15 protein-coding genes are annotated in these 13081 nt (G+C 50.5%); 7 read left to right on the top strand and 8 right to left on the bottom strand.

Going from position 1 to position 13081, the window contains the following annotated elements; translation table 11 throughout:
* Window positions 1-76: 76 nt before the first annotated feature.
* The gene (locus tag OGV75_RS10620) at window positions 77-328 is read left to right on the top strand and encodes a hypothetical protein (protein WP_016152065.1); all 252 of its coding nucleotides are present in this window, start codon (window positions 77-79) and stop codon (window positions 326-328) included.
* Entirely contained in the window at window positions 325-543 is a 219-nt protein-coding gene (locus tag OGV75_RS10625) for a hypothetical protein (protein WP_016152066.1), read from the top strand. The genes OGV75_RS10620 and OGV75_RS10625 overlap by 4 nt, the downstream gene beginning before the upstream one ends.
* A 59-nt stretch (window positions 544-602) precedes the next feature.
* Here OGV75_RS10625 and yczR read toward each other — a convergent pair whose 3' ends face one another.
* On the bottom strand, window positions 603-2030 hold the full coding sequence (gene yczR / locus OGV75_RS10630) for a MocR-like transcription factor YczR (protein ID WP_047501908.1): 1428 nt from the start codon (window positions 2028-2030) through the stop codon (window positions 603-605).
* 87 nt (window positions 2031-2117) lie between these two features.
* Here yczR and yczE point away from each other — a divergent pair, with 87 nt between their 5' ends.
* Both yczE and OGV75_RS10640 read left to right on the top strand, forming a co-directional pair.
* Window positions 2118-2747: a membrane protein YczE gene (gene yczE, locus OGV75_RS10635; RefSeq protein ID WP_016155872.1), complete on the top strand. Its 630-nt coding sequence runs from the start codon at window positions 2118-2120 to the stop codon at window positions 2745-2747.
* 64 nt (window positions 2748-2811) lie between these two features.
* On the top strand, window positions 2812-3165 hold the full coding sequence (locus OGV75_RS10640) for a DUF1428 domain-containing protein (RefSeq protein ID WP_003831033.1): 354 nt from the start codon (window positions 2812-2814) through the stop codon (window positions 3163-3165).
* A 51-nt stretch (window positions 3166-3216) separates the two neighbouring features.
* Here the strand turns inward: OGV75_RS10640 and pdeB are convergent, their stop codons facing one another.
* Complete coding sequence (pdeB, locus tag OGV75_RS10645; RefSeq protein WP_103928974.1) at window positions 3217-4770, bottom strand: cyclic di-3',5'-guanosine monophosphate phosphodiesterase PdeB; 1554 nt, start codon at window positions 4768-4770, stop codon at window positions 3217-3219.
* 188 nt (window positions 4771-4958) lie between these two features.
* On the opposite strand from pdeB, the gene OGV75_RS10650 reads away from it, so the two are divergent.
* Together OGV75_RS10650 and ykgO are read left to right on the top strand one after the other, a co-directional pair.
* Window positions 4959-5219 carry a type B 50S ribosomal protein L31 gene (locus OGV75_RS10650; protein ID WP_016152070.1) on the top strand — a complete coding sequence of 87 codons (261 nt, stop codon included), beginning with the start codon at window positions 4959-4961 and terminating at the stop codon, window positions 5217-5219.
* 1 nt (window position 5220) lies between these two features.
* On the top strand, window positions 5221-5361 hold the full coding sequence (gene ykgO / locus OGV75_RS10655) for a type B 50S ribosomal protein L36 (RefSeq protein ID WP_005125190.1): 141 nt from the start codon (window positions 5221-5223) through the stop codon (window positions 5359-5361).
* Window positions 5362-5439: 78 nt separating this feature from the next.
* Here the strand turns inward: ykgO and OGV75_RS10660 are convergent, their stop codons facing one another.
* From OGV75_RS10660 to acrA, 6 genes are all read right to left on the bottom strand, one after another.
* Window positions 5440-5910 (bottom strand): YlaC family protein, encoded by a 471-nt coding sequence (locus OGV75_RS10660; RefSeq protein ID WP_016152071.1) that lies wholly within the window; start codon window positions 5908-5910, stop codon window positions 5440-5442.
* 116 nt (window positions 5911-6026) lie between these two features.
* A complete protein-coding gene (gene maa, locus OGV75_RS10665) occupies window positions 6027-6578 on the bottom strand; it encodes a maltose O-acetyltransferase (RefSeq protein WP_016152072.1) in 552 nt (183 codons plus the stop codon).
* A gap of 180 nt (window positions 6579-6758) precedes the next feature.
* Window positions 6759-6977: a hemolysin expression-modulating protein Hha gene (gene hha, locus OGV75_RS10670; RefSeq protein WP_002892050.1), complete on the bottom strand. Its 219-nt coding sequence runs from the start codon at window positions 6975-6977 to the stop codon at window positions 6759-6761.
* A gap of 27 nt (window positions 6978-7004) precedes the next feature.
* A complete protein-coding gene (tomB, locus tag OGV75_RS10675) occupies window positions 7005-7379 on the bottom strand; it encodes an Hha toxicity modulator TomB (protein ID WP_019076175.1) in 375 nt (124 codons plus the stop codon).
* A 487-nt stretch (window positions 7380-7866) separates the two neighbouring features.
* The gene (gene acrB / locus OGV75_RS10680; RefSeq protein ID WP_016152073.1) at window positions 7867-11016 is read right to left on the bottom strand and encodes an efflux RND transporter permease AcrB; all 3150 of its coding nucleotides are present in this window, start codon (window positions 11014-11016) and stop codon (window positions 7867-7869) included.
* Between the two features lie 22 nt (window positions 11017-11038).
* Window positions 11039-12232, bottom strand: a complete 1194-nt coding sequence (gene acrA / locus OGV75_RS10685) for a multidrug efflux RND transporter periplasmic adaptor subunit AcrA (RefSeq protein WP_016152074.1) — start codon at window positions 12230-12232, stop codon at window positions 11039-11041.
* Window positions 12233-12373: 141 nt separating this feature from the next.
* Between acrA and acrR the strand changes: the two genes are divergently transcribed.
* Window positions 12374-13024 carry a multidrug efflux transporter transcriptional repressor AcrR gene (acrR, locus tag OGV75_RS10690; protein ID WP_047358018.1) on the top strand — a complete coding sequence of 217 codons (651 nt, stop codon included), beginning with the start codon at window positions 12374-12376 and terminating at the stop codon, window positions 13022-13024.
* Window positions 13025-13081: the final 57 nt, after the last annotated feature.

Below are 13081 nucleotides of genomic sequence, written 5' to 3' on the forward strand. Positions count from 1 at the left end.
TTTGCCGCCGCCATTGCGCTGTAATGACATGGTCTTACATCCGGTGTGTTGTGGCTGACCACAAGGATTTTCTACGATGTCGACCGCTGTATTGAATGTCAAAGTTGATGAGGCGCTAAAAGAAAAGCTTCGCCATTATGCTGAAGTGCATAATGAAAATTTGAGTATCGCCACGGAAAAACTGCTACTAATCGCGTTTTCCGCCATTGAAGAGGTGGGAGTCTCCGCTGAGGATATCGATAGCCAGCATACGGAAGAATCCGTAGTTGACGCACTGACTCCTAAAGAAATCAAAGCATTGCGAAGATTACTGAAGAAGAAAAAATGAAACAACAATCGCTCTCAACCGCCTGTAATTATGGCGAAGCCTGTGAAATGCTGCGCTCCGGTTATGTGAAACACGTTCGTCTGAGCTGGAATGTCGGCAGCGATGAGTTCTTCCGTATTGCCTCCGACTGGTGTGATGCCGGGGCAAAAATTAAGAAAGACGGTGAGAATTTCGTGATTTCCCTGAAGGGTTTTCCGGTTCCTCCTCAGCGGTAGTATTGCCAGGACCTCCTCGTCCATCACGGCATTCAAGAGCGGGTCCTTTAACTCGTCGTTTAGATTATTTTACGCATTTTCCCGCCGCTGGCCTGCAAACGCAGGCTATCCCAAATAGGTTGCAACACTCTGAAGGCGGCACATGCTGTGTCATCCGGCAACGTGAAGGGCATACGCAAAAAGCGGTCGAATGCGCCATCAAGGCCGAACCGCGTACCGGTTCCCAACTGAATGCCTGCACTTTCGGCGCGCGTGGCAAAGAGCGTCGCCAGCGTATCAGGTAGTTCAACCCAGAAAGAGAGTCCTCCTTGTGGCTGGGTAAACTGCCATTCCGGGAAATGTGAGTTCATCAGGCGCGAGCACAGGTCTCGCTGTGATGTGAGTCGGCGTCTTCTGTCAGGAAGAAAGTCCTCGGCGTTATCCAGCAGCCAACTGGTGGCAAGTTGTTCAAGCACTGGGGAGCCCAAATCGAAGGTGTCGCGGGTTTGGACCAGCGCGGCAATGGTACGCGCCGACGCCCGAATCCAGCCCAGACGTAATCCGCCCCAAAAGCTTTTCCCTGCTGAACCGAGCAGGATGATCGGGGCATCGCGATTGAATGCGGCAAGCGGCGGTGGCGGTGGGGCGTCATACCACAGGTTCACCATGGTCTCATCGACCACCAACGTCGTGTGGGTTCTTTCAGCAATATCCGCCACGACCTGGCGAGTAGCGGTGTCCATACAGCGCCCGGTCGGGTTGTGAAAATCCGGCATCAGATAGGCCATTCTCGGTGCAGTTTGCGCGATGGTGGCGACCAGACCCGCCGTATCCCAACCGTGCTCGGGCAGCGACACGCCGACGGGGCGACATGACGCCCCTTGTATTGCTGCAATGGCCAGCGGATAAGTGGGGTGATCTACCACTACGCGATCGCCGGGGCCGGTGAGTAAACGCAGGATCAACGCCAGACCGCTGACCGCGCCGTTCACGACCATTATTTCGTCGGGCTGCGTCGGGAGTCCGCGTTCGCAATAATGCCGGGCGATGGATTCACGCAAAACCGACAGTCCCTGCGGTAGATACCCGGAGCTCAGCAGATGCTGCGGCATTGCGAACAGTGCCTGCTGGTAAGCCTGATGAATTTCAGGACCGGCACTCAGCGCTGCCGTGGACAAATCAAGCGCTGTGCCAGTGCTGGTCCGCGTTGGCACATGGCGAATGTGTTCCGGCAGGATCACCCGTGAACCGCTACCATGTCGGCTTTCCAGATATCCCTCCTCACGCAGTTGCGCCATGGCGCTGGCGACGGTGGTTCGGCTGACTTGCAGAACGGCAGCGAGTTCGCGTTCACCGGGCAAGCGGCTATCCAGCGCCAGTCGCCCATCGAGGATCAGCAAACGTAACGCTTCTGCCAACTGTCGCCAGATGGGCGTTCGTGAGGGACTTTCCTGCCAGTGTCCGAGCAGGCGTTGCAAAGACTGGCTTCCGTAACGGCGAGATGACATAGCAGTCCACTTTTTGAAAACTGGACATTAATCATAGTGCCAATTGCGGTGAAGATGAAAGTTATCTGAGAGTAAGAGGGGAAGAACATGCTGCGTCGTTTACTTCAGCTGTTTATCGGGCTGACGCTGTACGGTGTGTCGACGGCGATGTTTGTCCGTGCCGATTTAGGGGCCGATCCGTGGAACGTGTTTCACCTGGGGGTGGCAAATTTACTGTCGATGAATATCGGCGTGGTGATTATTGCCGTGGGTGTGTTGGTGCTTCTGGCGTGGATACCGCTACGCCAGCGCCCAGGGTTTGGCACGTTAAGCAACGTGATTATGATTGGGCTGGCGGCAGATGTCGCGCTGCTGGTGATTCCGGGATTTGAATCCCTGCTGGCGCGCAGCGGGCTGCTGGTGTCAGCGGTGATACTGAATGCGTTAGCAACCGCTCTGTACATTGGTGCCGGTTTTGGCGCGGGCCCACGTGACGGTCTGATGACTGGAATTCACGCGCGTACCGGCTGGCCAGTACGACGAATTCGAACCGCAATCGAAGTGTCGGTGCTGCTTATTGGTTGGCTGTTGGGGGGAACCGTTGGGTTTGGAACGGTGCTGTATGCACTGGCTATTGGGCCGCTGATTCAAATTTGCCTGCCATGGTTTTGCCATCAGCCGCAGGCGCGTATTCGTATCAGGAATGCGCCTGGGGCACGATCGCCTGCTGGCGACTAAACTTAACCTCGACTGACGCGGCCGGAATCGGCTTGTCGCGCAGTACACTTCGGAGGTTTTTCTCATGAAGTATGTTGATGGCTTTGTGGTTGCCGTACCCGCTGAAAACAAGGAGGCGTACATTGCGATGGCGGCAAAAGCAGCTCCGCTTTTCAAGGAGTTCGGTGCATTGCGCGTGGTGGAGTGCTGGGCAGATGATGTCCCCGACGGCAAACTGACCGATTTTCGCATGGCTGTGAAAGCGCAGGATCATGAAGAAGTGGTATTCAGCTGGATTGAATACCCTTCCAAAGAGGTCCGCGATGCGGCGAATCAGAAGATGATGTCCGATCCCCGTATGAAGGAATTCGGTGAATCTATGCCATTTGATGGCAAGCGAATGATCTACGGTGGATTTGCGCCCATTATGGAAGAGTGATGTGACTGGCTGTGCGGCGTGCCGCCAGCCATCTCAACATCAACAGCCATGCTAAAGCCGTTTTTCTGCCCACAGAATAAATTCCGCTTTCGGCAGCGCTTTACTGTAGAGCCAGCCCTGACCGTACTGCACGCCGTGCTGACGTAGCCAGGCTTCCTGATTCTCGGTTTCAATACCTTCTGCCACCATCTCCAGCTTCAGCGTTTTCGCGATCTCGATGATATGCGGCGTGACGTTGTTGTACTCCAGCGCATCGACGAACGATTTGTCGATCTTCAGGATATCCACATCCAGATCCTGCAAATAGCTAAGACTTGAATAGCCGGTACCAAAATCATCAATATAGATCGAATGGCCTGCCTGTCGGTATTTAGCAATAAACGGCGCGCTGTTTTTTGGGTCGGCAAATTCGCGTTCGGTCAGCTCCAGCGCGATTTGCGCAGGCTTAAGTTGCCAGTGGTTCACCTTCTGGCTTAACAGAGCAGGAAGCGTTTCGGAGGTCAGATCGGCTGACTCAAGGTTAATGGATATATGCTGGTGGGGATATTGACGCAACCATTTTCCTAAATCGTCAAATACGCTTTCAATAATCAAACGGGTGAGCGGCTCTGAAAGCCCGGTCTCTTGCGCCAGTGCGACGAAAATCTCAGGCGACAGATAGCTCCCGTCGGCCTGTGGCCAGCGAGCCAGCGCCTCTGCCCCGACCACTTTCCCCGTTTTGAGCGAGATAATCGGCTGGTAGTAGACCTTGATATCCCGATGCTGGATAGCGTTCTGCAACTGGTGATGAGGGGACTGTAAACGGCGCAAAATACGCAGAATAAAGGCTGCGGTGAGTAAGCCGAGGAGGATCCCTGCCGGTAGCCAGATTAGCGCTTGTCGGTGCCAGCTCTTTTGCAAAGGTACAGTGGATGCCCAGGTTACAACCGTAATGCCCAGTTCGGGGAAGGGGCGGGCGTTATAAATACTGCCGTCTTTCTGAAGATGGGTAATCGAATGCTCTAGTTGCATATGTTGTAAAACATCCGGTGGCAGATCGGTGCTACTGGCTACCACCGTGTTACGCGCGGTACCAATGATAGCGACTTCAATCGGCCATGAGCCAAACGGGATGACATCAATAAAAGAACCGGGATCGATCATCACGACGTAATGCTTGCTACCTAATGCCGCCATAAAACGCTTGATGCCCAAATCGTTTTGCATGGTCAACCATGCGTGGTAGCCATCAGGCGTGATTTTCATTGCAGGAGGAAACGCGGCTGCCCGGCTTCTTTTTTCCAGGGATGAGCATTGTGGAACGTTATCTTTGAGGTACAGCACTTCCTGAATATAGCGATAGCTATATGACAAACGACGCATTTCAAGCAGATGCTCTTCACTACAAGGTTCACCCTGAAAAGCTTCAATATGGCGCAACGCTTTTTTGGCCTGTTCACCTACGCGTTCCGTACGTAATGCGACTCGGGTTGAGAACATATCGAGTTCATCGATAAATTTCGTTTCGACCTGACGATGCGCCAGCCACAGGCTTAAACCTACGGGCGCGAGGATGGAAAGAAACAGCACCCCAGTCACCAAGCTTATCAGATGTCGTGTTATCACAGTGATATCCTTATTAACACAGCGTAGGGAAAGTATATCCGAAAGCCGAAAAAGCAATTCGATTGGCATCATATATTTACGGCCACTTATCATCCCGTTTAACTCTTAATCGCGTAAACCAGGTTGTGATTTATACAAGAGTGGTGTATTTTTATGGTTATGTTATAACGTAACAAATTGAGGTTGCCATGAAGCCGGATATTCATCCTTTTTACCGTACTGTGGTGTTTCACGATACCAGCGCCAATGAATTTTTTAAGGTCGGCTCGACCATTAAAACGGAACGTGAGATTGAGTTTGAGGGGAAAATGTACCCGTACGTGACCCTGGATATCTCTTCCAAATCGCATCCGTACTATACCGGGAAACAAAAAACCTTTGATAACGAAGGCAGTGCAGCACGTTTCCAGAAACGTTTTGGTCATTTTATTGGCACTAAGCGAGGTTAAGATGCAGGTACTCAATTCACTTCGTAGTGCAAAACAGCGTCATCCTGACTGCCAGATAGTGAAACGCAAAGGGCGTTTGTACGTAATCTGCAAAACGAATCCGCGCTTTAAAGCTGTTCAGGGGCGTAAAAAAAGACGTTAGTTTCTTTACCAACATTTCAGGGATTAAAGTGCGTTTCCTTCACCGGGACGCACTTTTTTTATCTGCGTTGAGATGTGGTTACTGGCTGGTCTGGGGACGGGTTAGCGTAAAGACATCGTAGAACGAGAGTTCTCCCTTACGCGATATCATCTTTTGCAGCTGCGCTTTATGTTCGCTATCGACGGAAGGTGAGTGCAGGATGGTATCGATGAGTGAAGGGGGGACAAAGCGCGTGTTATACCATTCCCCGTTATAGCAAACTCTGAAATCCAGTACGTCGATATCTTCAAAGCGGTATCGCGGCGCAACGTCGAAAAAGAAAAACGCGTTGAGTATGACGAACAGAACCACCAGCAGCCATACTGAATCGACTAACGTTTCTGACTGCAGCATCACCGCCAGTGTGGCAAACCACGCAACATACATGCCGATGAACAGGCCGGGATGTTTGCGAATAAAGCTGATGCTAAAGCGCGGTTTGTTGTCGCGCTTTTCGCGAATATTTAAGTCGTCGATGGTTTCGGTAAGCAGGCGCTGTATTTCTGTCATCTCTTGCCTTTGTGGTGTCTACGATATTCAGATGCGATCGCCCTATTTTAAAAGGGGATACCTTGTGAAGAAAGTAACAGATTAACCACAATTTAGTATAACAGTTACATTTAAGATCACAGCGTTTTGATAATTCTGGCGGGATTGCCCCCAACCACGCAGTTTGCCGGAACGCTTTTCGTGACCACCGCGCCTGAGGCCACAACCACGTTATCACCCAACGTTACGCCAGGGTTTATCACTGCGCGTCCACCTATCCAGACGTTGTTGCCAATAGTCACGGGTTTGCCCAGCTCCATGCCACTGTTTCGCTCGGTGGCATCCAGCGGGTGGGTGGCGGTATAAATATGGACTCCTGGGGCTAACATGCAGTTGTCGCCAATATGGATCGGGCAGACGTCGAGCATAACGCAGTCGAAGTTGGCGTAAAATTCTTTACCGAGATAGATGTTATAGCCGTAATCACAACGAAAAGAGGGTTCAATGTAAGCCCCTTCGCTCTGGCCCAACAGCTCATGCAGGATAGCTTGTCGCGCATTTTTTTCATCGGGAGCGGTGAGATTGTAGCGATGAGTCAACTGACGAGCGCGTAATCGGTCGTGGCGCAATGTTTCATCCGCCGGGCGATAAAGTTCACCGGCGATCATTTTTTGCTTTTCATTACTCATTACGAATTTCCTGTGTACTGGAGGTCATTTCAACACAGTAAAACGCAATGCAAACAAGGGGAACGTTCCCACTTCTTCGCTGTGATCGTAGTCACGTGATTTGATTTAAATAACCATTGTAAATACGAAAATGGTCAGCCAGACAAATGTACCGCTATACCTGACTTAACCCGTGAGCAATTAGCGAATGAATTTCCAAACAGAAGTTGGAATCTTGTCGTAGAGCTTATTCATGGTCAATTCCGCAAGGCGGTGATCTGCTGCTGAGTAAAATACAGCCAGTTCGTTGTCGGACAATTCATATTTATTTTTTTCAATAACGCGCTCAAGTGTGTCAATTGTCTGACAACGTCGCAGGCGCATCAAATAATCAGTTTTAGTTAATGGTTTATCGGACATAAATCTTACCTATGATTGTAATAATTTTTAACAAGACAAACTAACAGGATTAGCCCTGGTGGCATTGACAAAACAGCGAAACAGTCGATTACCTGACTTCCGCCATTTCTGCAGATCCTGCGTATTAATACCATAACTGCTGAACAACATAAAAGTGTCATCCAGGTATTCATCTATCTGCGCGACCAGCTTATTGTCCTCATTGTACTTAATTTTATAATTAAGTGCGAAGGTTGCAATATGCTCTATCAGTTCATTGAGCTGCAAGCTGGTGGCAGAGGTAGGGTCATTAACCCAGCCATGGTTACTTTGTTCAAGGTTTGCAAGACAGTCATGATACAGGGTTTCGCAGAGAAATTTAAGCTGCGCGATATCATGTCTTTTGGGTGAGTATTCATCCATAACGCATCCCCTTCTTCGTAGCTTAAACTAACCGAACACCTTCGGGATGGATACAACAGACTACCTGGAACTTGCCCGCGACTCCTGATGATTTAACTATAATCTAGTCTAAAAAAGATTTCATCGTCATATCACGAAAAATTACAATTATGCAAACTTATGATGTCAGGTCATTTTTACATTTTAACAGATAAATGCGGTTATTCGGAATCGGACAATTTCTTTATTCTTCGGGCAATCATCGAGTTATCTTGATTAGGTTTAGCAACGAAAGGTAACAATCGACAATGTGAACCGCTTACCAGGAATAATCTTAATATTTATTAAAGTAAATAAGAACTCTCAATGATTTTTAAGAATAGCCTTTAAGGCTACAGGGATTATATCGCTTATTTACCCTGGAGAAAATAAACGAAATAGCAATAAGTGATTTTTATGATTTTTCCAGAAAAAAGGCCGCTTGCGCGGCCTTATCTTTAGAGATCTATCAATGATGGTCTACTGAGTGGCTATGCTCAAGATCTTCACTTTTGCGGCTAAAGCGGCGGCGTACCACCACAAAGAACACCGGAACAAAGAAGATAGCCAACACGGTTGCCGTCACCATCCCGCCCATTACGCCAGTACCAACGGCGTTCTGCGCGCCGGAGCCTGCGCCGGAGCTGATAACCAGCGGCATTACGCCCAGAATAAAGGCCAGCGATGTCATCAGGATCGGACGTAAACGCATGCGGACCGCATCCAGCGTCGCCTCTATCAGACCTTTACCCTCTTTATCCATCAAGTCTTTGGCGAATTCGACGATAAGTATCGCGTTCTTCGCCGACAACCCAATGGTTGTGAGCAGGCCTACCTGGAAGTAAACGTCGTTGGTCAGGCCGCGGAACGTTGCCGCCAGCAATGCACCGATAACACCTAACGGTACCACCAGCATGACGGAGAACGGAATTGACCAGCTCTCGTACAATGCCGCCAGACACAGGAATACGACAATCAGTGAAATGGCATACAGAGCAGGGGCCTGGTTGCCGGACAGTCGTTCCTGGTAGGACATACCGGTCCAGTCATAGCCGATACCGGATGGCAGTTTGCTGGCCAGTTCCTCCATCATTGCCATGGCTTCACCGGTACTTTTACCCGGTGCGGCCTGGCCTAAGATTTCCATGGAAGGCAGACCGTTATAGCGTTCCAGACGTGGTGAACCATATTCCCAACGTGAGGTAGAGAAGGCGGAGAACGGTACCATCTGTCCATCGCTGCCGCGGACATACCAGTTTCCAATATCTTCCGGCAACATACGGTATTTCGCTTCAGACATGATGTAAACTTTCTTCACACGACCACGGTCGATGAAGTCATTTACGTAGCTTCCGCCCCATGCTGCACCCAGCGTTGTATTAATATCACTAATGGATACACCCAGAGCCTGCGCTTTTTCCTGATCGATATCGATCTTGAACTGCGGCGTGTCTTCCAGACCGTTAGGACGTACGCCGACTAACAGATCAGGATGTTTCGCAACTTCACCAAACAGCTGGTTACGCGCCTGAGTCAGCTTCTCATGACCTAAACCTGCCTGGTCAATCAGCTGGAAGTCGAAACCGGTCGCGGTCCCTAACTCCACAATCGCTGGCAGGTTAAAAGCAAAGACCATCGCGTCTTTAATCTGCGAGAATGCGCCCATCGCACGTTGAGTAATTGCCTCAACCTTGTTCTCTTCGCCGGGACGTTCACTCCAGTCTTTCAGAGAGACGAACGCGATACCGGTGTTCTGACCACGTCCTGCAAAACCGAAGCCGTTAACGGCAAACACCGATTCAACGTTCGCTTTTTCTTTGGTCAGATAGTAATCCGTCATTTCATCCAGCACCTTCTGGGTACGCTCTTGCGTTGCACCCGCTGGCAGCTGAGCCATTGACAGGAATACCCCCTGGTCTTCATCCGGCAGGAACGAGCTTGGCAGACGAACAAACAGATAGGCCATACCCACGACGATGATCAGATACAGCGCCAGATAACGACCGGTGCTGCGCAGAATTCCGCCCACGCTGTCTGTGTAATGGTGCGTGCTCTTATCGAACATGCGGTTAAACCAGCCGAAGAAACCTTTTTTGCCTTCTCCGTGATCGCCTTTAGCAACCGGTTTGAGCATGGTCGCACACAGGGCAGGGGTCAGAATCAATGCCACCAGGACTGATAACGCCATCGCCGAAACAATGGTGATGGAGAACTGACGGTAAATTGCACCGGTAGATCCCCCGAAGAAGGCCATCGGAATAAATACCGCTGAAAGCACCATAGCGATACCAACCAGTGCGCCCTGAATCTGGCCCATCGATTTACGTGTTGCTTCCTTCGGCGGTAGCCCTTCCTCAGCCATTACACGTTCAACGTTCTCGACCACAACGATGGCGTCATCCACCAACAGGCCGATGGCGAGCACCATCCCGAACATCGTCAGCGTGTTTATCGAGAAGCCGAAAATCGCAAGGACGGCAAACGTACCCAATAGCACCACCGGCACGGCGATAGTCGGAATCAGCGTCGCGCGGAAGTTCTGCAGGAACAGATACATTACCAGGAACACGAGGATGATGGCTTCCGCCAGCGTTTTCACTACTTCGTGAATAGAGATTTTCACGAACGGCGTAGTGTCATACGGGTAAACGATCTTCAGACCTGACGGGAAGAACGGTTCCATCTTCTTCAGTTCATCGCGGATAGCGTTTGCGGTGTCCAGGGCGTTAGCGCCTGTCGCCAGCTTGATACCCAGACCGGATGCCGGTTTACCGTTGAACTTCGCAATGATGTCGTAGTTTTCGCCACCCAGTTCTACTTTCGCTACGTCACGCAGACGCACCTGGGAACCGTCCTGATTCACTTTCAGCAGAATTTTGCTGAACTCATCGGCGGAGGTCAGACGGGTTTGCGCGATGATCGAAGCGTTAAGCTGCTGGCCTTTCACCGGCGGCGTACCGCCTAACTGACCGGCTGCAACCTGGGCGTTCTGCGCTTTGATGGCGCTGATCACATCAACCGGCGTCAGCTGGAAGTTATTCAGTTTGTTCGGATCCATCCAGATGCGCATCGCGTACTGGGAACCGAACAGCTGAACATCACCCACACCTGAAGTACGGCTGATGGCGTCCTTCATGTTGGCGCCCACGTAGTCGGAAATATCCTCCTGCGTCATGGTGCCGTTGGTGTTGATTACGCCGACAACCATCAGGAAGCTACTGGATGATTTCTCAACGCTCACACCCTGTTGTTGTACTTCCTGCGGCAGAAGCGGCATTGCCAGCTGCAGTTTGTTCTGCACCTGTACCTGCGCGATATCCGCATCAGTACCAGACTGAAAGGTAAGCGTGATCTGCACGGTACCCGTGGAGTCACTGTTTGAGGACATGTACATCAGGTTATCGATACCGTTCATATTCTGTTCGATAACCTGCGTAACAGTATCCTGTACTGTTTTGGCATCAGCGCCAGGGTAGGTCGCGGAGATCGTCACTGCTGGCGGTGCAATAGTCGGATATTGCGCTACCGGCAATTTGAGGATCGCGAGCCCCCCTGCCAACATGATGATAATGGCGATCACCCACGCAAATATTGGGCGATCGATAAAGAAATTAGGCATGTCTTAACGGCTCCTGTTTAAGTTAAGACTTGGACTGTTCAGGCTGGCTACCGCTTGCAGCTTGCTGGTTGTTATCAGCGGTGATTTCCTGCGCTTTTACCTGCGCGCCAGGACGTACTTTTTGCAGCCCAGTGACAATCACGCGGTCGCCCGGTTTAAGTCCATCAGTGACTAACCATTTGTCGCCAATCGCTTGTGCGGCGACAATTTGACGGGTTTCAACTTTGTTGTCTGCACCGATAACCAATGCACTGGCATCGCCACGCGGTGTGCGGGTAACGCCTTGCTGTGGAACCAGTAATGCAGTTGGGTTAGTCCCTTCTTCCAGACGAGCACGGACGAACATACCCGGCAGTAAGGTGTGATCCGGGTTAGGGAAGATTGCGCGTAACGTAATCGACCCGGTGGTTTGATCTACCGTGACATCAGAAAATTCCAGCGTACCGGACTGCGGGAATTTAATGCCGTCATTGGTCACCAGTTCGACTTTCGCTTTACCGTTTTCTTGCTTCAGCGTGCCGTTGGCCAACTCTTGTTTCAGGCGCAGGAAATCGTTGCTTGACTGCGTCACGTCCACATAGATGGGATCCAACTGCTGAACGGTTGCCAGTGCGGTTGCCTGACCGTTTTGCACCAGAGCGCCTTCAGTAACGGATGATTTACCAATGCGGCCGCTGATCGGCGACGTCACTTTGGTATAAGCCAGATTGATGCGTGCAGTTTCTACCGCGGCTTTCGCGGCGACAACGGAGGCGTTCGCCTGTTGTGCGTCTGCCAGTGCACTATCGTAATCCTGTTGACTGATGTACTTAGTACCCAACAGTTTCTGATAACGTTTGACCGTCAGTTGAGCGATATTTGCTGCGGCTTGTGCTTTTGCCAGATCGCCTTTTGCGCTTTCATAAGCGGCCTGGTAAGTAGCAGGATCAATCTGATAGAGAGATACACCCGCTTCGATGTCACCACCTTCCGTGAAATTACGCTTCAGGATAATACCGCTAACCTGAGGACGAACTTCTGCAATGCGATACGCACTGGTGCGACCCGGGAGTTCGGTTGTTATCTGTAGAGGTTCAGTTTTGAGCGTAACAACTCCAACCTCTGGCATCTGCTGGCCCCCTTGTTGGGCCTGTTTGTCGTCACATCCTGTTAGCGCTAAGCTGCCTGAGAGCATCAGAACGACTGCCAGAGGCGTTAACCCTCTGTTTTTGTTCATATGTAAACCTCGAGTGTCCGATTTCAAATTGATCAATGGCTGAAAGCCCATAAACCCATTGCTGCGTTTATATTATCGTCGTGCTATGGTACATACATTCACAAATGTATGTAAATCTAACGCCTGTAAATTCACTGACCTATGGCACGAAAAACCAAACAACAAGCACAGGAAACTCGACAGCACATTCTCGATGTCGCTCTGCGTTTGTTTTCGCAACAAGGGGTATCATCCACCTCGCTTGCGGAGATCGCAGCAGCCGCTGGTGTCACGCGCGGCGCGATCTATTGGCATTTCAAAAACAAATCGGATTTATTCAGTGAAATCTGGGAGCTAGCAAAACCTAACATTGATGAGTTAGAGACTGAGTATCAGGCAAAATTCCCCGACGATCCACTATCAGTATTAAGAGAAATTTTAATTTACGTTCTTGAAGCTACCGTGACAGAAGAACGCCGACGTTTATTGTTGGAAATTATATTCCACAAATGCGAATTTGTCGGGGAAATGGCCTCAGTTCAGCTAGCTCAACGCAGTCTGTGTATTGAAAATTACGACCGTATCGAACAAACATTGTGGCACTGCATGAACGCCAACATGCTGCCGGAAAATCTGAACACGCGTCGCGTGGCGGTGCTGCTGCGTAGTTATGTTACCGGAATTATCGAGAACTGGTTATTTGCCCCTGAATCTTTTGATCTGAAAAAAGAGGCTCGGGAATACGTCGCCGTGCTGCTTGAGATGTGTCTTCTCTGCCCAACCTTGCGGGTTAACGTAGCGGAAACCTGTTAACTCTCTGGGTCTGTACCAGGAATTCTCCTGGTCATTTTGCCTCCTGCTATTCTGCCG

The organism is Citrobacter sp. Cb028, assembly GCF_030336705.1.
GTDB lineage: Bacteria > Pseudomonadota > Gammaproteobacteria > Enterobacterales > Enterobacteriaceae > Citrobacter > Citrobacter braakii.

Bases quoted from the DNA above. Each gene is read 5' to 3' on its own strand.
- OGV75_RS10620 (WP_016152065.1), top strand. From the start codon at position 77: ATGTCGACCGCTGTATTGAATGTCAAAGTTGATGAGGCGCTAAAAGAA.
- OGV75_RS10625 (WP_016152066.1), top strand. From the start codon at position 325: ATGAAACAACAATCGCTCTCAACCGCCTGTAATTATGGCGAAGCCTGT.
- yczR (WP_047501908.1), bottom strand. From the start codon at position 2,030: ATGTCATCTCGCCGTTACGGAAGCCAGTCTTTGCAACGCCTGCTCGGA.
- yczE (WP_016155872.1), top strand. From the start codon at position 2,118: ATGCTGCGTCGTTTACTTCAGCTGTTTATCGGGCTGACGCTGTACGGT.
- OGV75_RS10640 (WP_003831033.1), top strand. From the start codon at position 2,812: ATGAAGTATGTTGATGGCTTTGTGGTTGCCGTACCCGCTGAAAACAAG.
- OGV75_RS10650 (WP_016152070.1), top strand. From the start codon at position 4,959: ATGAAGCCGGATATTCATCCTTTTTACCGTACTGTGGTGTTTCACGAT.
- ykgO (WP_005125190.1), top strand. From the start codon at position 5,221: ATGCAGGTACTCAATTCACTTCGTAGTGCAAAACAGCGTCATCCTGAC.
- OGV75_RS10660 (WP_016152071.1), bottom strand. From the start codon at position 5,910: ATGACAGAAATACAGCGCCTGCTTACCGAAACCATCGACGACTTAAAT.
- maa (WP_016152072.1), bottom strand. From the start codon at position 6,578: ATGAGTAATGAAAAGCAAAAAATGATCGCCGGTGAACTTTATCGCCCG.
- hha (WP_002892050.1), bottom strand. From the start codon at position 6,977: ATGTCCGATAAACCATTAACTAAAACTGATTATTTGATGCGCCTGCGA.
- tomB (WP_019076175.1), bottom strand. From the start codon at position 7,379: ATGGATGAATACTCACCCAAAAGACATGATATCGCGCAGCTTAAATTT.
- acrB (WP_016152073.1), bottom strand. From the start codon at position 11,016: ATGCCTAATTTCTTTATCGATCGCCCAATATTTGCGTGGGTGATCGCC.
- acrA (WP_016152074.1), bottom strand. From the start codon at position 12,232: ATGAACAAAAACAGAGGGTTAACGCCTCTGGCAGTCGTTCTGATGCTC.
- acrR (WP_047358018.1), top strand. From the start codon at position 12,374: ATGGCACGAAAAACCAAACAACAAGCACAGGAAACTCGACAGCACATT.